The organism is Pedobacter sp. PLR (assembly GCF_026239675.1).
GTDB lineage: Bacteria > Bacteroidota > Bacteroidia > Sphingobacteriales > Sphingobacteriaceae > Pedobacter.
In genome coordinates this window covers 132670-152663 of record NZ_JAPIVQ010000003.1, presented here as the reverse complement: position 1 = coordinate 152663, position 19994 = coordinate 132670, and the positions used below count along the sequence as shown (strand labels likewise).

Below are 19994 nucleotides of genomic sequence, written 5' to 3'. Positions count from 1 at the left end.
TATTTAGAATGATTTCAAATAGTGCTGCAAGTATAAGGACTTATTTAGAATTATTCCAAATATTATTTAGAATAATTCTAATAAAGATTAACAACAATAGCGCTTTCCTTTATGAAACTGCTTTTTTATTACTTTAAAGAGTGTTATACTTGTAACTATATTTATCTTTAAAAAACAATTACCCTTATATGAAAATACCTCAATTAGCAGGAAGAGTTTTGATTGGAATGGCATCGCTAGGTGTATTCATCAGCTGCACTTCTGACGCAAAGAAAACGAATGATAAGTCGACGACTGTAACTGCCACCGGCGATACGGTAACTACTCCGGAACCGGAAGTAGGAACAGTACGTGTACCGGTAGATACTGCAAAATATGATGCTTTAGTGAAAAAAATGGCCAATGGTGATACTACAGGTAACTGGGCAGGAAGAAAAGGTCCTTACCCACTAGCTGGTGCAATATTACCATTTAAGCGTATTGTGGTTTATTACGGTAACCTTCACTCTAAAAAAATGGGTGCTTTAGGGGAATATGCACCTAAAGAAATGTGGAGCCGTCTAAACAAGGAAGTGAAACATTGGGAAAAAGCAGATCCGAGCACACCTGTTCAGCCGGGAGTACACTACATTGCTTCTGTAGCGAGTGGTACACCAGGAAAAGACGGAATGTACATCAACCGCATGGGCGATAAACAAATTGACTCGGTATTGAAAATTGCTAAAATGCAGAATGCAATTGTATTTTTAGATATACAAGTAGGTTTAAGCACCATTCAAAAGGAATTACCAAGATTAGAAAAATACCTGAAAATGCCACAGGTGCATTTAGGTATTGACCCTGAGTTCTCGATGAAAGACGGTAGCAAGCCGGGAAAAAGAATCGGTACTTATGATGCTGCTGATATTAACTACTGTACGGATTACCTGGCTAAGCTGGTTAAAACGAACAACCTTCCTCCTAAAGTATTTGTAGTACACCGTTTCACCCGTAAAATGGTTACGAATTACAAAAACATTAAACTTCGTCCGGAAGTTCAGGTGGTTATGCACATGGATGGATGGGGTGAACCAGATCTTAAAATCGGAACTTACCGTCACTTTATTTTCCCTGAGCCGGTTCAGTTTACCGGATTCAAATTGTTCTATAAAAATGATTTGAAAAAAGCACCAAACAGATTGATGACTCCGGAAGAGTTGTTGAAACTGAAACCAGTACCAATGTATATCCAGTACCAATAATAGCATTGCTACCCTAATATTTTTTTAAAGGAGGTCTATATAGACCTCCTTTTTTTATGCGCTTCATATCCCAATCGTCCTGATTATCTTATTAATCAACAAAAACCCTTTCAGAAGAAACATCCTTTTCTAGTTGAATTTTCCTGAATCCAGAAAGAGAACACGAAAACCCAGGCTTAGCTGCTCCCGATAATTGAAAATCCTCCCTAATAATGCTTGAATATCGAGGTCCAAAATCCGATAAGAACCCGCTATCTGTTTTGCTTTTGTTTTGCTTTTGTTTTGCTCTTCTTTTGCTTTGATTTTGTTTGAGCAAAACAAAAGCAAAAAAACAGCAACAGAAGAACAGGGTAAAAAAAAGACAATAACCGAACACTTGCTCATTAACCTATGGTTAACAAGCAAGTGTTAAACTTCCTGAAATGTGAAACCATAAGCTCAGCCGGATCTAAAACACCAGGCTTACTGAATTTTTAGGGTTATCAAGCTTGGTGCTTTTCCTTTTGCCGTTTACCGTTACGTGGATCATATTGGATTGAGATTCGTGCTCGGCAAACAGCACATCATTTTTAATTTCGATATTTTTGATGGCTGGCAACGCTGCTGTTTCAAAGTAACACCAGGCGGCATCTTCTTCAATCTCATAGCCGAGATATTTAAATACGACCGGCTGCTGATTGACTTTAATTTGCAAATGCTTTTTCAGGTAATCCGCAATGCGCAAATCCACCTTTTTCCGATCTGCAGGTTTGAGAATATTGACCCTTTCCTTATACTGATGATCCAGTGCTTTTTCAAAATCATCAAAGAAAACACGCACGCTGACTTGTACTGTTTTAGTCTTAGGATCTTGTGTAATTTCCGTTACACTCACATAAAATGGGTGAAAGATGGGCAGCAGATAAATCAGTAGAATATGTAACATAGATGGCCTGGATGACCTGAAATTAAAAAAATGTGTGTATAATTAATTCAAAATTACGAATTCAATTAACAATGCAAGATTTTTGGCTTTATTTCCAGTTAGGCTGGCAACACATTTTAGACTGGCAGGGATATGATCACATCCTTTTTGTGGTCGTCCTCTGCGTAACTTACGCCATCAGCGACTGGAAGAAGGTCCTGATTTTGGTAACCGCATTCACTGTTGGTCACAGTATTACCCTCGCTTTAAGCGTTTTTAAACTGATCAACATTCACACTCCCCTCATTGAATTTTTAATTCCCGTTACCATTCTGATTACTGCGGCTGGTAATATTCTGAATAAAAGACCAAAAAACGGGGCAACAAACTTCAAATATCTCCTGGCTTTATTTTTCGGCCTGATCCATGGATTGGGATTCTCCAATTACCTGAGAAGTTTACTTGGAAAAAGTAAGAATATCGTCCCTGAGCTTTTGGCTTTTAATCTCGGATTAGAGTTCGGCCAGGTGATCATTGTGATTGGCATTCTTTTACTTTCCGCAATCCTGGTCGGCGTGTTAAAAATTAAGCGCTGGGACTGGAATTTCTTTGTTTCATCCGCTATATTTGGCATCTCCTTTATTATGGCTGCTGAAAGATTTTCTGCCGCCTTTTAAATGAAAAATAAAGAACAAACACCTTACACCACCGATTAATTCCTTACAAATAACAAATGAAAAGAAATCTACTGCTACTTGCTTTACTCTTGATCAGCATACATGGTTCTGCACAATATTTAAACAATCCCGGATCCAATCATGGCAATAAGTTTGAGCAACTGGGAACAATTATATCTGACCCGAACTCATACCGTTCAGCCTCAGGCGCACCAGGTCCTGCCTATTGGCAACAACGCGCAGATTATCAAATCAATGCGGAACTGGATGAAAAGAACCTCCGTTTAAAGGGTTCAGAGGCGATTACTTATTATAACAATTCCCCTGATCCACTCAGCTATTTATGGGTGCAGCTGGATGAGAATGAGCATAAATCTACCAGCGACAACAAGCTGACAGAAACCAGTAAGATGACCGACCAAATGGATTACCAGAAATTGGCGGGAATTATAAACAGTCCGAATGATCTGGGTGTAAAAATCATCCGGGTAACTGATGAAAAAGGAACTCCGCTTCCCTATACCATCAACAATACGATGATGCGGATCGACCTGCCGGCAGTACTTCAACCCAAAGGAAAGTATAAACTTAACATCTCCTGGACCTATAACATTTCCAACCGGATGACCGCTAATGGCAGAGGTGGTTATGAATATTTCCCTGAGGACGACAATTACCTGTTCACCATTACCCAATGGTTCCCAAGAATGGCCGTTTACTCCGATTATCAGGGATGGCAAAATAAACAATTCGAAGGAAGAGGTGAATTTGCACTGGTATTTGGAAACTATAAAGTAAACATGACCGTTCCGGCAGATCACGTCGTTGGTGCAACGGGCGAATGTCAGAATTATGCAGCGGTACTCAACAGCAACAGCTTAAAACGATGGAATGCTGCTCAAACGGCAAAAGCTCCGGTAGAAATTATAGACCTTAAAGAAGCCAAAGCTGCTTTATCAAAAAAAGCTACGGGCACAAAAACCTGGACTTATGTTGCAGAAAATGTAAGAGATTTTGCCTGGATATCCTCCCGCAGATTAGTCTGGGATGCGATGGCCACCCATATTAACGGTAAAAAAATCATGTCTATGTCGTACTATGGTCCGGAAGCATACCCGATTTACAGTAAATACTCGACTAAAGTAATTGACCATACCTTAAAAGTATATTCGAAACACACTATCCCATATCCTTATCCGGTGGCCATTTCTGTAGAAGCGGCAAACGGAATGGAATACCCGATGATCTGTTTCAATCATGGCCGTGCAGAAAAGGATGGTACCTATACAGAATCGACAAAGTATGGAATGATTGGTGTGATTATCCATGAAGTCGGACATAACTTTTTCCCGATGATTGTCAATTCCGATGAGCGCCAATGGTCCTGGATGGATGAAGGATTAAACACCTTCTGTCAATATCTGGCAGAACAGGAATGGGATATTAACTACCCTTCTCAACGTGGTCCGGCACATAAGATTGTAGATTATATGAAAATGCCAAAGGATCAGCTGGAGCCTATTATGACCAACTCTGAAAACATCATCAACTTTGGTCCGAATGCCTATGCGAAACCGGCCACCGCTTTAAACATCCTGAGAGAAACCGTAATGGGCAGAGAACTGTTTGATTATGCCTTTAAAGAATATGCTAAAAGATGGGCTTTTAAACACCCTACGCCTGCTGATTTGTTCCGTACGATGGAAGATGCCTCAGCAGTAGACCTGGATTGGTTCTGGAGGGGTTGGTTTTTCGGAACAGATCCGGTGGATATCGCCTTAAATGACGTACGTTATTACCGTATGGACAGTAAAAAACAACAGCTGGAAAACAAAGAAAATCAAAAATCATTTGATAAAAGCAATGACAATATCAGCAGAGCCCGCAATAGAAAAGAAGGGATAAAATTTGCCGTGGAACAGGACACCAGCTTATTGGATTTTTACAATAAGTTTGACCGTTTTGAGGTGACTAAGACTGCAGACGGAGAATTCCAAAAATACTATAGCTCCCTATCTGATGAAGAGAAAAAGCTTTATGAAAGCAAAAAGAACTTTTATGAACTGGAATTCTCTAATGAAGGTGGCTTAGTCATGCCAATCATCATTGAATGGACTTTTAAAGATGGCAGCAAAGAAATAGACCGCATTCCGGCTTATGTATGGAGAAAGAATGAAAACCAGGTGACTAAGGTTTTTGCAAAAGACAAGGAAGTCATCGCGGTTCAGTTAGACCCTTACCGTGAAACGGCAGATATAGACGAGCAGAACAACTCCTGGCCAAGGAAAGCGCAACCTTCAAGGTTTGAGCTGTTCAAGCAGCAGCAAGCGCCAAGAGGTAGCTCTACTGGTACCAATCCAATGCAACAAGCCCGACAAAAATAAATCAGGATTTCCTGATTTATTCTGATCCTAATAAAAAGGCCCCAAATTTAAATTTGGGGCCTTTTTATTTCATGAGCTATTTTAAAGGGGCTTTAAAACAAACCCAGCTGACCTTTATTGTCTATATCTACATCATCAGGGTTGGTGATCTCTAAGATGATGTTCTTAGCAGGCTTCTCTTCTTTATCTGTTTTTGAAGCGTTCCATGCCTTTTTAGGCTTTTCTTTTTCTGCAGGTGTTGATGCTTCTTCAGCTGTTGCTGTTTTCTCCGTTACCGGAGTTATTTCCTCAGTTGCTGTTGTTATTGCCTCAATTGGCGCCTTCAAAGCTTCTTTTGGATTTTCCACATCAACTGAACTATCCTTAACCAGCTCTTTTTTAGTGGTGTTAAACGGTTTTTTAACCGCAGGTTTTTCTTTCTTCTCCACAGCCTTATCCACAGCGTTATCCACATCCTGAGCCTGAATAACCTCTTTTACCAACAGTTTATCCACAACAGGTTCTTCCGGCGTAATTTGTTCCACTACTACTTTCTTAACCTTTACTGGTGTTTCTTTGACCGGGTCTACTTCCAAAGCCTCTTCAAGGGCTTCAGGGGATACATCTGTTACCTTCGTTGCTACCGGACTTTCAGCAACAGGAGTACTTTCTTCAGGGCTTTGCTCGCTAACGACAGGACCGTCTGTGCTTGTTTCAGCCTCATCAGCATCGTTCTCAGTTTCGGTATTGTTCTCAGTTCCGCTATCGTCAGGGTCTGTGTTATCCGGGTCGGTACTTTCAGGATCTGTATTTTCTGGTTCTTCGCCAGTATCTTCTTCCGTACTATTGTCTACTTTCCCTACCTCTTCCAATTCGTCCTCTTCATGGTTAAAGATTTCGATATGCTGAACATCATGTTGTGTTAAACGGTTTCCATTTGCACGGATTCCTTTGACATCAATAAATTCAGAAAGCAGGATTTCCAGTGTCTCCGGAGTCTGTGTTTTACCTTTTAACACATCTACCTTTAACATCGCCTCAGGGTTGCTGGTTAAATAAAGGAACTTAGATCCGTTTTCTTCAGAAATCAGACTTAGTTTTTTTCCTACACCAATTGGTTCGAAAACAAAACGTTTCACAAAGTGATTCTTTGCTTTACCTTCATACTGAACTACCGTAAAAGGCTTTTCAGGATCATACTTCTGAATCAGGATCAGATCCGCATCGAAATGATTGGTTAAATCAAAAGTACTCAGCTCATACCAACCATCTTTATGTACCTGCAGGATTTTATCATCTCCATCAAATTCGCCCAGATACTTACCTCTGCCATCCACATTTAACCTTCTCAGCAATTCATCATACCAGATTTTCAATCCTGATAAGGTAGATACCCCTTTACTTTTCAGTAAGATCTTTTTGATCGGGTATTTGGAAACGATATTTCCTTGCGAACCACGTCCTTTGATGGCGATTTCTGCAAGATCCAGATCGAACTGGGTTTTCTTTAATTTTGTATGTGGCTTCAGTAAAACTGTAACAATTTCCGCTTCCCCGTTAGGGTTGGCCGTAAAATAAAGGACTTTTGAGCCTTTACTTCCTTTAGTCAGGTCGTATTCTTTATCACGGGTAATACCGACTACAGCAAAGCGTTTCACGTAAGAAATTCCACTCGCCCCATCTTTATAGATCAGGTTGTAAATCGTACGCTCATCTCCTTTTTTAAACACCTGCGCATGTAAGATTCCCTTACCTACAAATGTTTTATCAGCTACTTTGGTGATGATACATTTTCCATCTTCCCTGAATACGATCACTTCATCGATATCCGAACAATCGGCTATAAACTCATCTTTACGCAAACCGGTACCAATGAACCCCTCTTCTCTGTTCAGGTATAACTTCACATTTGCTAAAGCCACTTTGGAAGCTTCTACCCTATCGAATAAACGGATTTCCGTTTTCCGCTCTCTTCCTTTGCCATATTTATCCAGTAATTTTTGGAACCAGGCAATGGCATAATCTGTCAGGTGACGTAAATGATTTTTTACGACTTTAATCTCATCCGCCAGTGCTTTCATTTGATCATCCGCCTTCTTCACATCGAAGCGCGTAATGCTGCTCATCGGTTTATCGATCAGCTTTTTGAAATCCTCCGGCAGGATATCTCTGTACAACTGCGGCATAAAAGGAACGAACAACCTGTTCAATACCTCTACTACAATGTCAAAGTTGCCTGAATTTTCATATTCGGCATTTTTATACATCCCCTCCTGAATAAAGATTTTCAGCAATGAGCTAAAGAAAATCTTCTCCTGAAGTTCGTTCAATTTAATTTCTAATTCCAGTTTCAGTAAAGCCTTGGTGTTGTTCGTATTCTCAATCAGAATATCGTTCACACTTAAAAAGTGAGGCTTATCTCCTTTAATGATACAGGTGTTTGGAGAGATCGACACCTCGCAGGAAGTGAAGGCATAAAGTGCATCAATGGTCACATCCGGAGATATTCCGGGTGCCAGCTGCACTACAATTTCCACATGAGCGGCAGTATTGTCTTCAATCTTCTTGATTTTGATCTTTCCTTTATCATTTGCGGAAAGGATACTATCAATTACAGAACCGGTAGTGGTGCTGAAAGGAATCTCCGTAATGACTAAAGTCTTCTTATCTTTTTCTGTGATTTTGGCCCTCACCCTGATCTTACCACCACGCATACCTTCGTTATAAGCAGAAAAATCTGCCATACCACCGGTAAAGAAATCGGGTAATATATTTGGGCGTTGTCCTTTTAGCACTTCAATGGAAGCTTCCAGCAATTCGATGAAATTGTGGGGCATTACTTTCGTTGCTAAACCAACAGCAATACCTTCGGCACCTTGCGCCAATAATAAAGGGAACTTTACAGGTAAGGTAACGGGTTCATTATTACGGCCGTCATAGCTCAACTGCCATACTGTTGTATCTCCGTTGAAGACCACTTCATTGGCAAATTTAGACAAACGTGCTTCAATATAACGTGGCGCAGCGGCGCTATCTCCGGTAATCGGGTCACCCCAGTTACCCTGACAGTCGATCAGCAAATCTTTTTGTCCGATCTGCACCATGGCATCGCCGATAGAGGCATCCCCGTGTGGGTGATACTTCATCGTGTTCCCGATAACGTTTGCTGCTTTATTGAAACGCCCGTCATCCATCTCTTTCAGCGAGTGTAAAATGCGTCGCTGAACAGGTTTCAAACCGTCGTTAATGTGTGGTACGGCTCGATCCAGGATAACATAAGAAGCATAATCGAGGAACCAGTTTTCATAAAGTCCGTTGATAGGAATTACGGTATGTTTGCTTTCTTCGTTTACGTTTTTTTCTATTTCGTCGCTCATCAAAAATGGATTGGATTCTGTAAATATAAGGGTTGAAAACGAAATTTTAAGCAGCGATTTCCCAACAGTACCCCATTAAGAAATACCTGCTTCAGGAAAGAGATTTAGCTTATTTTAACCAGGAAGAACACAGCCTGGTTAGCAAAAACAATTATACTGACAGTCGCGATTCCTTAAACAGGAAAGGCACCAGATTTTTTATCCCTTTAACTTTTAAAATTTCCCCGTTGATGCAATAGAACAAGACTTCAATCTCCTGTTTTTGTTGCTGTTCAAATTCTGCCATGACCTGTAAACAGCCACCACAGCAAGTCACCGGTTTATCGATGACAAAGTTATCAGTTTTTGCGGTAATTGCTATACTTTCAATCACGGCATTCGGATCTTCTGAACCGATCCTGAACAGGGCTACCCTTTCCGCACATAAACCCGATGGATAAGCTACATTTTCCTGATTACTTCCCAGGATTATTCTTCCGTCTTTTAACTTTACTGCTGCTCCTACTTTGAATCTGGAATACGGGGAATAAGATGTTTTCAATGCTTCCTCTGCCTTTAAGCATAATAATTTATCCTTCTCGTTTAACTCTTCCAGGCCCTCAAATGATTGGTAGCTGATTGTGAAATTTCTTTCTTCCATGCGCTAAACATACAAATTCCATGGCTTCCCTAAAAATCAATTTCATAACCCTGATCATAAACAATTTTATTATATTGATTGTACTAATAGGGAGAACATGCCAAAACCTGCCCGATGGCATGGTTTTAGTTAACCCATAATACTACAAACTATCAATTTAAGCCAATTGAATAAATATATACGTAAAAGTTTTAAAGTCGTCTTATGGATCATCGCGAGCATCATTTTGCTCCTGATCCTTATTGTAGTTTCTCTAAATATCCCTGCCGTTCAAAACTTCGTAAAAGACCAGGCAATCAGTTATTTAAAAAACAAGACTAAGACGGAGGTGAGCCTGGAAAGCATCCATATTGCCTTCCCTAAGGACATTGTGATGAACAAGTTCTATATGGAAGACAAAAAAGGTGACACGTTACTGTATGCGCAGAAATTGGCAGTCGACCTGGACCTCTTCAAAATCTTCAACAATAAAATAGAGATCAATAATATTTCTTTAGAAAAAATAAGGGCCAATGTGACCCGGATTAATCCGGATACCACTTTCAATTTCTCCTTTTTAGTGGACGCATTTATGTCTGATCAAAAGAAACCGGAAGATCAGGTGGAAAAAGATACGACCTCCACCCTTAAATTTTCAATCAATAAAATCAGTCTGGAAGATATTGGCATTGTGTATCGTGATGATGTTGCAGGAAATGAGATGAAACTTAATCTTGGTGAGTTTAAAACCAATATTAAAGACTTTGACATGGATCAGCAACGCTATGTTATCCGATCTCTTTCCTTAAAAAATACCGACTTAAAATATGCGCAGCGAAAACCACTCACGCAATTAAAAGCGCAGCTCGAACAAAGTATGGACACGGCAAAAACGGAATCCGGAAAACTTCCTTTAGTAGAGATCCAGGATTTTGTTTTTAACAAGGTGAAGATCGGCTTTGACGATCAGTTGTCGCAAATGAGCGCGGATGTTAACCTGAATGAGCTGGTGTTGACGCAACTGATTGCCGACCTGACCAACAACAAATACAATGTTGCGGAAGGGAAAATCAACAATTCTACCGTAGATTATAAAGCCTCCGCTAATCAGATGAAGGCCAAAGTAAATCTCAAAGAATTCTCTATCAGCAAATTGATGGCTGATTTAACTAAAAGCAAATACCAGTTAGAACAAGCGACATTAAACAATTCTGATGTGCTCTTTGCCTTTAGACCCGCAGCACCAGCAAAACCTTCATCATCGGGAAAAGCTTCATCATCGGAAAAAGCGGCTTCAGCTACAAAATCCGCAACATCTGCGAAAGGAGCCGCCAGTACAGACCCTGCTGCTTCGGCCCCGATTTCTTTACTACTGAGCAAATTAAATCTTTCCAAAAATAACATCCAGTACGACGATCTTAGTGCTAAGCCAAGCAAAGGCATGGATTTTAATCACTTAAAAATCAGAGATCTGGATGTCATAGCTCAGGGACTGGCATATGGTCCGGATGGCATCAAAGTGAAGGTAAATAAAGGCTTTATGAGAGAAAAAAGCGGCTTCCAGTTGTCAAGGCTTCAAGGTGACGTTTCTTACAGCGACAAGGCCATTTACGTCAAAAACTTCATCTTAAAAACACCGAATACTTCCATTGAAAATGCGACTTCATTGACCTATACCTCCATGGATGACCTGACGAAACATCCGGAAAAGGTAAAAATCAACATGGTGGTTAAAAACTCTACGATAGGTCTTAAGGATGCCGGCTATTTTTCCGATGCCGTTCCTGCAGCCTATAGGAATGAAAAACTAAAGATCAATGGCAGCGTTAATGGTTACCTCAACAACCTGAATATCCCGCGTTTTCAAGCCTCTGGTTTAAAAAGCACGAATATAGACCTCAATGGTAAGGTCAGAGGATTGCCGGATATGAACAAGCTTTATCTGGATCTGAACATTAAGCAGTTCTCCCTAACCAAACAAGATTTATTGGTTGTTATCCCTAAAAACACCTTACCCACAAATATAGAACTGCCAAACAGGATTCAGGCCACTGGTAAGTTTACAGGGTCTTTAACCAACTTCAACACCGGATTCAACATCAATACGGATATGGGATCGGCTAAATTACTGGCCACGATGAAGGGGCCGAAAGGCAAAGAGCAATATACGGCCAACGTTAGCCTGAACAATTTCAATGTTGGAAAACTGTTGAAACAACAGGCACAGCTGGGCAGGATTACTGCTAAAGCCACAATTAGCGGAACCGGTTTAGATGCAAAAACTGCCGCAGTCAAAATCAAGGGGCAGATTCTGACTGCTACTTATAACAAATACACTTACAAAAACCTGGATATAAACGGCACCTATGCACAACAAAAGCTGAACCTGAAAAGCAATATGGCGGATAGCAACCTGAACTTCAATTTAACCGCAGCGGTAAATATTGCAGGTAAATATCCATCCGTAAAAGCACAAATGGATCTGACGCAGGTAGACCTGAAAGCCCTGAATTTTAGTCCGACGGAATTTAAAGTTGCCGGTACTTTAGATGCAGACTTAAGTACTGCCGATGTCGATTACCTGAACGGCGATGTCTTTATAAAAGGCCTGCAAATCGTAAAAGAAGGCAAAAGGTTTAACGTGGACACGATTCAGCTTCATGCAGAAACCAGTGCAGAAAAAAGTCTGCTGACCTTAAAATCGGAGCTGATGAGCGCACGTATCGACGGAAAGTACCAATTGACGAATCTGGCCACCGCGGTGACCAATCAAATCAACAAATACTATCAATTTGGAGAAGTAAAACAGATTCCTGATCAGCGTATCCGTTTCTTTGCCAAAATATACAACCCTAAATTCATACAGGATTTTGTGCCTTCACTAACGACCTTCTCCCCTTCCTATATCTACGGATTACTGGATACAAAGAAAGACAGTTTAGCGATGAAAGCATGGGTTCCTCATGTGGTTTATGGCGATTACAAAGTAGACAGCACCAGATTGAGCATCGACAATACCGATCAGAAAATCAATTATAAGCTGACCGTAAAAAGCTTGCAAAGCTCTTCCATCAACCTATATAATACCGAAGTTAGCGGAGATGCTGTGGGCAATAACTTAGGGATTAACATTTATTTAAGAGATAGCAAACTCAAAGACAAATACCTGCTTGGCGGTACCTTCCAGTCTATCAATAAAGATTACCGCTTTAGTCTGGATCCGCAGAAGCTGCTGTTAAACTACCAGAAATGGGTGGTATCTCCGGACAATTACATCCAGTTTGGGCAATCGGGAATTATGGCCCGGGACTTTGACATCAGCAGGGACAATCAGTTACTGAGCGTCAACAGTGTGAGCAATGAAGCCAATGCGCCATTAAAAGTGCTCTTTAAAGATTTTAAAATTGAGACCTTAACCAAATTTGCTGAGCAGGACAGCTCGCTTGTTGGTGGTTCAATCAATGGAACGGTGGATGCGAAAGACCTGATGGGTACCCCAAAATTTGAGGCTAACCTGACTATTGATCAGCTCCGCTACCAGAAAGACCAGCTGGGTACGCTGCGTGTGGCCGTCAACAACAATACAGAAAACGCTTTTGAAACAGATATCTCCTTATCTGGTGTTCATGAACTTCGGGCCAATGGCTTCTATTATACCTCACCGGAAAGCGCTTTAGATTTAACCTTGAATGTGGATAAGATAGACCTGAAAGAGCTGGAAAGTGTTTCTATGGGTCAGATTAAAAAAGGCTCCGGAAGTATTAGCGGGCAAATGACTGTGAAAGGCGCTTTAACTTCACCAAAAATACTTGGAGAGCTGAAATTCAACCAGGCTGCATTTACTGCTACCTATGTGAATTCTTATTTCAGAATGCCGAATGAGACCATCAGTTTCAATGAGGAAGGGATCAAATTCAACAACTTTACGGTACTGGACTCCTTAAATCAGCCATTAAAGGTCAATGGGATGGTTTACACAACCAATTATAGTGACTTCCGCTTTGGGCTGGACATTTCTGCCAATAACTTCAGGTTGATGAACTCCACAGAAGCCGATAATGACATGATTTATGGAAAAGTATTTGTGACGACCCGTGCCTTCAAAATTCGTGGAGATTTAAATCAGCCGCAAATCAATATGGCGATTTCCGTGAATAAAGGAACCAAATTTTTCTTTGCCATGCCAACTTCGGATCCTTCGATCATAGATCAGGAGGGCGTGGTTCAGTTTATAGATGAAGATGCCCCGCCATTTAATGGCAATAAAGCCTTATCTACGGACAGCGTAAGCAAAGCGCCAATCCAGGGCATCAATCTAAGTGCCGATATAGAAATGAATAAAGAAGCTGAATTTACGGTTGTCGTTGATCCTTCTAATGGCGATATGCTAAAAGTAAAAGGGGAAGGCACTTTAAATGCAACAATGGATCCGAGTGGTAAGATCAGTATGACTGGCAGGTATCAACTAAGCGATGGATCTTATAAACTTTCTGTTGGTGGTATCGTGACCAGAGAATTTAAGATTCAACAAGGCAGTAGCATTGTCTGGACTGGTGAGCCGACCTCTGCCAATGTGGACATTACCGCTTTATACGAGGTGAATGCTCCAGCAATCGACCTCATCGCCAATGAAGTAAGTGAAGAAACAAGAAACACATCCAAGCAAAAATTCCCGTTCCAGGTATATCTGATGATCACCGGAGAAATTATGAAACCTATCATCAGCTTCAAGCTGGACTTACCAGAAAATGAACGCGGAATTATTGGCGGGCAAGTGTATACTAAACTGCAGCAGGTGAATGCCAATGAAAGTGAATTGAACAAACAGGTGTTCGCACTATTGGCACTGGAACGTTTTGTGGCTGATAATCCTTTCCAGAGTTTAGCAGGAAGTGGCAACGGCCTTGTGGCCAATTACGCCCGTCAGAGTGTGAGTAAACTACTGACGCAGCAATTGAACAATCTGGCTTCCGACCTGATCAAAGGGGTCGATGTTAACTTCGGACTGAATACTTCGGAAGATTATTCTACGGGAAAAATGGAGAACCGCACAGAGTTAGAGATAGGTTTATCCAAGAAACTTTTAGACGACAGGCTGACCGTTACGGTGGGTAGTTCTTTCGGGTTAGAGGGTGGCTCAGGTCAAAATAATGAGAATGCAAGTAACATTGCCGGCAATGTAAACATAGAATATTTACTATCTAAAGACGGACGTTACCGCCTTCGTGCCTATAGAAGAAATCAGACGGAAGGCATTATTGAAGGTCAGATTATAGAGACCGGAATAGGTTTTGCCCTGGTGGTAGATTACAATAAATTCAGTGAGATCTTTAGGAAGTTTAAAGATAGAAGATCGAATAAAAAAGAACAGAAGCCCAAAAATGAGAAAGCGAATTAGACCTTTATTTTTTATGAGTCTTTGCCTGGTATTTTCTGCCTGCAGCAATATTAAATACCTGCCCCCCGGACAAAACCTATATACAGGTGCAACGGTGATCATCAATCCGGATTCTACAGGAAAGATTTCGGAGGAAAAAGATGTGAAGGGGATTTTGGAGGCTAAGACCAGACCACGTCCAAATAAATCATTTTTAGGATTAAAAGTAAAACTATATATCTATAACCTGGCTGGCGAACCTAAGAAACAAAAAGGCATCCGATATTGGTTGAGAAATAAAGTTGGAGAGCCCCCGGTATTGCAAAGCCAGGTTAAAATCCCTTATAACAATGCCGTTTTAGGCAGTTATTTGATTAGTCAGGGCTATCTGCAAGCAAAGGTAACCGGAGATACGGTGGTCAAAAACAGAAAGGCAAAAGCCATTTATACTGCTGAAACCGGCGATAGATATATTATTAATAAAGTCACATTCCCAAAAGACAGTGCGGGAATCGCTGCCCATATCAACCACAATTCCAGCCAATCCCTGCTTAAACCCGGAAGTTTTTATGATTTCGATGTGTTCAAAGCGGAGCGCGAACGGATAGACAACGACCTTAAGCAAAGCGGTTATTTTTATTTTAACCCGGATTACCTGATCCTACAGGTCGACAGTACCATCGGAAAAAACAGGGTAAACATCTTTGTAAAAGTAAAAGAGATTACGCCGAATGCGGCACTTAAACCTTATACCATCAATGACATTACCATTTACCCAAATTATAGCCTGAGAAGTGATTCTGCCATCCGGGCCAGTACACCGGTTACTTATAATGACTTCATCATTAAAGATCCAAAAAACACGTTTAAGCTGGGCGTATTCGACCGTCTTGTATTTTTCAACAAAGGAGAGCTATATAACCGCAGAGACCATAACCAATCTTTAAACAGAATGGTAAACATCGGAACGTTCAAGGTGGTAAAAGCAGACTTTATACCGGTAGACAGCTTCAAAAATGATCAGCTGAACGTAAACTTCTACCTGACCCCTTTAAAGAAAAACTCCTTGTCTTTCCAGGTGATCGGAACTAGTAAATCCAATAACTTTGTCGGTTCTGAGGTGAAGCTAACGCAGACCACCAGAAACGTATTTCGTGGTGCCGAGCAATTGGAAATCAGTGCCAGCGGTGGTTTTGAGAAACAAATCAAGGGATCAGACCAGAAACAAGGGAATTCCTATTCCTTAACCGGACAGGCAAAATTGATCTTTCCACGTTTTCTGCTTCCTTTCTTTAAGTTCAACAGTACAAATGCTTTTATCCCTAAAACCAACATATTAACCTCTTATCAAATTCTGGACAGGGTGGATTACACCTTGAAAGCGATAAAAGCGGAGTTTGGCTATGAATGGAAGGAAAACATTTATAAAGAACATATCTTCAACCCAATCTCTATCAACTACGTGAAATCGAATGTAGTAGATTCGGCTACTTTATTTCAGAAAAACCCTTCTTTAAGGACAAGTTTAGAAAATCAGTTTATCATTGGTTTAAACTATAATTTCACCTACAATGATCAGGTGAATCAAAATAAAAGAAACAACATTTACTTCTCCGGAGATCTGGAAACCTCAGGTACACTTGTCGGCCTCTTTGCGTCTAAAGACGATGCAGGGAAAAAATCTTTATTTGGCACGGCATTATCTCAGTTTATCAGACTGGAAGGTGACCTGAGAAATTATTATAAAGTCAACAAAAAGGTAATCTGGGCAAACCGTCTGAATGTTGGTTTTGGGTATTCTTATGGAAATAAGCCAATGCCATTTGTCCGCCAGTTTTTTGCCGGTGGAAGTAGTGACATCCGTGCTTTTGGTTCCAGGTTATTGGGACCGGGTTCCTATGTGATCCCTGATAGTGTAACCTTCAAAGATCAGGGTGGCGATATTAAAATCATGCTGAATACCGAGCTGCGCTTCAAAATAGTGAGCATGCTTTATGGGGCTGCTTTTATCGATGCCGGAAATATCTGGCTACGGAAAAACGATCCATTAAAACCGGGTGGACAATTCAAATTTAACAGCTTCCTGAGTCAGATGGCCGTAGGTACCGGTGCCGGACTAAGGGTTGATGCTTCTTTCTTTGTGATCCGTCTGGACCTGGCCTTCCCGATCAGAAGACCCGATTTACCAACCGGACCAGCATGGGTGATCAGGGACATTGATTTTGGCAGCAGTGCCTGGAGAAAACAAAACTTAACATTCAATCTGGGTATTGGGTACCCTTTTTAACAGCTATATGGATTTTATCAAGAAGACATTCAACTTTCTTAAGGCAACCGGCCACCTTTTTATTGCGGCCGGAAAAGGTTTTATGGAAGACCGGGTGATGAAATTAAGTGCGGCTCTGGCCTATTACACCATCTTTTCGTTAACACCACTGATCATTATTGTTCTTTCCGCAGCCAGCTTATTTTTAGGTGACACCGCAGATCTGAGCAACATCAATCCGAGGGAGAAGTTCTTTGCGGAGATTGGAGACATGGTCGGTAAAGACGCAGCCAATCAATTGAGGAGCTTCGTGAACAATGCCAATTACAGCGGAAAAAGCACATTGGGACTAATTTTAGGGATCGGTACTTTAATTATCGGTGCTACGGCGGTCTTTATTGAAATCCAGGACAGTATCAACCTGATCTGGAAAGTGAAAGCCGTGCCTAAAAAAGGCTGGAAAAAACTCATCATCAACAGACTCCTTTCTTTCTCGCTGATTGCGTCCTTAGGGTTTTTACTCCTGGTTTCTCTGGTGGTCAACAGTATTGTGGTTGGCCTCGGGCATAAGATTGCCGCTTACATCAGCATAGCAGAAGTTTCTGAACTGATGATGTTAATTGTAACCAATGCGGTCACGCTGGCCGTAGTGACCAGTATTTTCACGATTATATTTAAGGTATTACCTGATGTAGAACTGAAATGGAGGCCTGCTATTATTGGCGCTTTATTTACGGCTTTACTGTTTGGAATCGGTAAATATATGATTGGCATTTATATAGAAGTTGGCAATCCGGCTTCGGCTTTTGGTGCCGCAGGATCCATCATTGTGATTCTGCTGTGGATTTATTATACGGCGATTATCCTTTATTTTGGCGCAGAGTTTACACAAGCCTATGCAGAAAAATATGGGGATGGAATTAAGCCCAGCAAGTACGCGGTACATACTAAGGTAGTGGTCGTAGAGAAAGAAGTTACCGCTTTACCTCCGCAGCATCCGGAAGACACCGTACGCTTAAAGTAGTTGAAGAACGGGGAAACCCAATATAGAACAGCATAAAACCGGCGGATACCATCGGATAGAAATTAAAATGGCCCGTAGATCAATTGATTTACGGGCCATTTTTATAAATTTATCATCGCTTTTTAAGCTGACTCTGCGACCATTTCTTCACCTGTCATTTCATCGGATTCTAAACCCCTGCTGATAACAGCTGCTTTGGAACGATCCAATGGAGCCACGATATCTTCTAAAGTATCTTTTTCGATTCTTAGGTTTTGGATGATGTGACGCTGTCTGTCGGGCGTATTTTTACCCATATAATATTCCAGCAGACTTTTGATCGTCTGATCTTTAAGGATCACAGGGTCTAGTCTGATGTCTTTACCGATAAACAAGCCAAACTCATCCGGAGAGATTTCGCCCAATCCTTTAAACCTGGTGATTTCCGGTTTATTACCTAGTTTGGCGATGGCTGCTTTACGCTCTTCATCACTATAGCAATAAATGGTTTCTTTCTTATTACGAACACGGAACAAAGGTGTTTGCAGGATGTAAACGTGTCCTGAGCGTACCAGATCCGGGAAAAACTGCAGGAAGAAAGTCATCATCAGCAACCTGATGTGCATCCCATCTACGTCGGCATCGGTAGCGATTACAATATTGTTGTAATGTAAACCATCCATACCATCCTCAATATTCAGGGCGTGTTGCAGCAAGTTGAACTCTTCGTTCTCATACACCACTTTTTTAGTCAGCTCATAACAGTTTAAAGGCTTCCCTTTTAAACTGAATACTGCCTGACAATCCACATCCCTTGATTTGGTGATAGATCCGGAAGCCGAATCTCCCTCTGTAATGAACAGCGTGGTTTCGTATCTTTTCTCGTGGGTGCTGTTGAAATGCACCTTACAATCTCTTAGTTTTTTATTGTGCAGGGAAGCTTTTTTAGCCCTGTCGTTGGCCAGTTTTTTAATTCCGGCGATGTCTTTACGTTCTCTTTCCGACTGCAGGATTCTTTTCAATAAAGCATCTGCCACATCGGTATGTTTGTGCAGGTAATCGTCTAATTCTTTCTTTACGAAATCATTGATAAAGGTCCTTACAGAAGGTCCGTCCGGCCCCATATTCTGGGAACCCAGTTTTGTTTTCGTCTGCGATTCAAATACAGGCTCTTGTACCCTGATCGAGATGGCAGCAATAATCGAAGCCCTGATATCCGCAGCGTCGTATTCTTTTTTATAGAACTCTCTTACCGTTTTCACAACAGCCTCACGGAATGCCGCCTGATGCGTACCTCCCTGAGTAGTGTGCTGACCGTTTACAAAAGAATGGTAATCTTCTCCATATTGCTGACCATGAGTCATGGCGATCTCAATATCATTCCCTCTCAGGTGAATAATCGGATAGCGGATGGTTTCTGCCCCTGCATGTTTATGCAACAGGTCGTACAGTCCGCGTTCAGATAAATATTTTTGTCCGTTGAAGTTGATGGTTAATCCGGCATTCAGGAACACATAGTTCCAGATCATGCTTTCCACAAAATCGCTGATGTAATGATAGTTTCTGAAAATCGTTTCATCCGGATAAAACGTAATGGCAGTACCATTGCGTTGCGTGGTATCAATAATCGGATTGTCGATCACCACCTCTCCTCTGGAGAACTCTACCTTTTTGGTTTTATTATCACGGTACGACTGCACCACGAAATTATTAGACAAAGCATTTACGGCCTTGGTACCTACCCCATTCAGTCCTACAGATTTCTGAAAGGCATTGCTATCGTATTTACCACCCGTATTAATTTTCGACACACAGTCGATCACTTTACCCAATGGGATTCCCCTGCCATAATCGCGGACGTTTACTTTCTGATCAGAAACGGTAATTTCTATGGTACGTCCGGCGCCCATCACAAACTCATCAATTGAGTTGTCGACAATCTCCTTTAGCAATACATAAATCCCGTCATCCTGAGCAGATCCATCTCCAAGTTTACCGATATACATACCGGGACGCAGCCTGATGTGTTCCTTCCAATCGAGGGAGCGTATACTATCTTCGTTATAATTCGGTTCAGCCATGATGTAATTTGAGTAGAATTACAAATTTAAGGTAATATGCCGGTGAATCAACATCAAAGTTTCAACAAATACACATTTTCGTGTAT

General features: G+C 41.2%; 9 protein-coding genes and 1 pseudogene. 6 read left to right on the top strand and 4 right to left on the bottom strand.

The annotated features are described in order from the left end of the window. Positions 1-188: 188 nt before the first annotated feature. On the top strand, positions 189-1241 hold the full coding sequence (locus tag OQX61_RS07710) for a hypothetical protein (protein ID WP_265841072.1): 1053 nt from the start codon (positions 189-191) through the stop codon (positions 1239-1241). Positions 1242-1689: 448 nt separating this feature from the next. Here OQX61_RS07710 and OQX61_RS07705 read toward each other — a convergent pair whose 3' ends face one another. Then, entirely contained in the window at positions 1690-2166 is a 477-nt protein-coding gene (locus tag OQX61_RS07705; RefSeq protein WP_265841071.1) for a DUF6702 family protein, read from the bottom strand. Positions 2167-2237: 71 nt separating this feature from the next. On the opposite strand from OQX61_RS07705, the gene OQX61_RS07700 reads away from it, so the two are divergent. Together OQX61_RS07700 and OQX61_RS07695 are read left to right on the top strand one after the other, a co-directional pair. Then, positions 2238-2822, top strand: a complete 585-nt coding sequence (locus OQX61_RS07700) for a HupE/UreJ family protein (protein ID WP_265841070.1) — start codon at positions 2238-2240, stop codon at positions 2820-2822. A gap of 56 nt (positions 2823-2878) precedes the next feature. Next, positions 2879-5206 (top strand): M1 family metallopeptidase, encoded by a 2328-nt coding sequence (locus OQX61_RS07695; protein WP_265841069.1) that lies wholly within the window; start codon positions 2879-2881, stop codon positions 5204-5206. 752 nt (positions 5207-5958) lie between these two features. Here the strand turns inward: OQX61_RS07695 and OQX61_RS07690 are convergent. Together OQX61_RS07690 and OQX61_RS07685 are read right to left on the bottom strand one after the other, a co-directional pair. After that, positions 5959-8562 (bottom strand): annotated as a pseudogene (locus OQX61_RS07690) (DNA gyrase/topoisomerase IV subunit A); the annotation flags it as partial. Positions 8563-8713: 151 nt separating this feature from the next. Next, the gene (locus OQX61_RS07685; RefSeq protein WP_265841068.1) at positions 8714-9202 is read right to left on the bottom strand and encodes a cytidine deaminase; all 489 of its coding nucleotides are present in this window, start codon (positions 9200-9202) and stop codon (positions 8714-8716) included. Between the two features lie 166 nt (positions 9203-9368). Between OQX61_RS07685 and OQX61_RS07680 the strand changes: the two genes are divergently transcribed. From OQX61_RS07680 to OQX61_RS07670, 3 genes are read left to right on the top strand one after another with little or no spacing between them, the layout of a single operon-like run. Continuing rightward, positions 9369-14579, top strand: a complete 5211-nt coding sequence (locus OQX61_RS07680; RefSeq protein ID WP_265841067.1) for a translocation/assembly module TamB domain-containing protein — start codon at positions 9369-9371, stop codon at positions 14577-14579. Further along, complete coding sequence (locus tag OQX61_RS07675) at positions 14563-16845, top strand: BamA/TamA family outer membrane protein (protein ID WP_265841066.1); 2283 nt, start codon at positions 14563-14565, stop codon at positions 16843-16845. Before OQX61_RS07680 ends, OQX61_RS07675 begins: the two co-directional genes overlap by 17 nt. 7 nt (positions 16846-16852) lie before the next feature. Further along, positions 16853-17848, top strand: coding sequence for a YihY/virulence factor BrkB family protein (locus OQX61_RS07670; protein ID WP_265841065.1), 996 nt, complete (start codon positions 16853-16855; stop codon positions 17846-17848). Between the two features lie 122 nt (positions 17849-17970). Here the strand turns inward: OQX61_RS07670 and OQX61_RS07665 are convergent, their stop codons facing one another. After that, the gene (locus OQX61_RS07665; protein WP_265841064.1) at positions 17971-19908 is read right to left on the bottom strand and encodes a DNA topoisomerase IV subunit B; all 1938 of its coding nucleotides are present in this window, start codon (positions 19906-19908) and stop codon (positions 17971-17973) included. Positions 19909-19994: the final 86 nt, after the last annotated feature.

Bases quoted from the DNA above. Each gene is read 5' to 3' on its own strand.
- OQX61_RS07700 (WP_265841070.1), top strand. From the start codon at position 2,238: ATGCAAGATTTTTGGCTTTATTTCCAGTTAGGCTGGCAACACATTTTA.
- OQX61_RS07710 (WP_265841072.1), top strand. From the start codon at position 189: ATGAAAATACCTCAATTAGCAGGAAGAGTTTTGATTGGAATGGCATCG.
- OQX61_RS07705 (WP_265841071.1), bottom strand. From the start codon at position 2,166: ATGTTACATATTCTACTGATTTATCTGCTGCCCATCTTTCACCCATTT.
- OQX61_RS07670 (WP_265841065.1), top strand. From the start codon at position 16,853: ATGGATTTTATCAAGAAGACATTCAACTTTCTTAAGGCAACCGGCCAC.
- OQX61_RS07685 (WP_265841068.1), bottom strand. From the start codon at position 9,202: ATGGAAGAAAGAAATTTCACAATCAGCTACCAATCATTTGAGGGCCTG.
- OQX61_RS07675 (WP_265841066.1), top strand. From the start codon at position 14,563: ATGAGAAAGCGAATTAGACCTTTATTTTTTATGAGTCTTTGCCTGGTA.
- OQX61_RS07665 (WP_265841064.1), bottom strand. From the start codon at position 19,908: ATGGCTGAACCGAATTATAACGAAGATAGTATACGCTCCCTCGATTGG.
- OQX61_RS07695 (WP_265841069.1), top strand. From the start codon at position 2,879: ATGAAAAGAAATCTACTGCTACTTGCTTTACTCTTGATCAGCATACAT.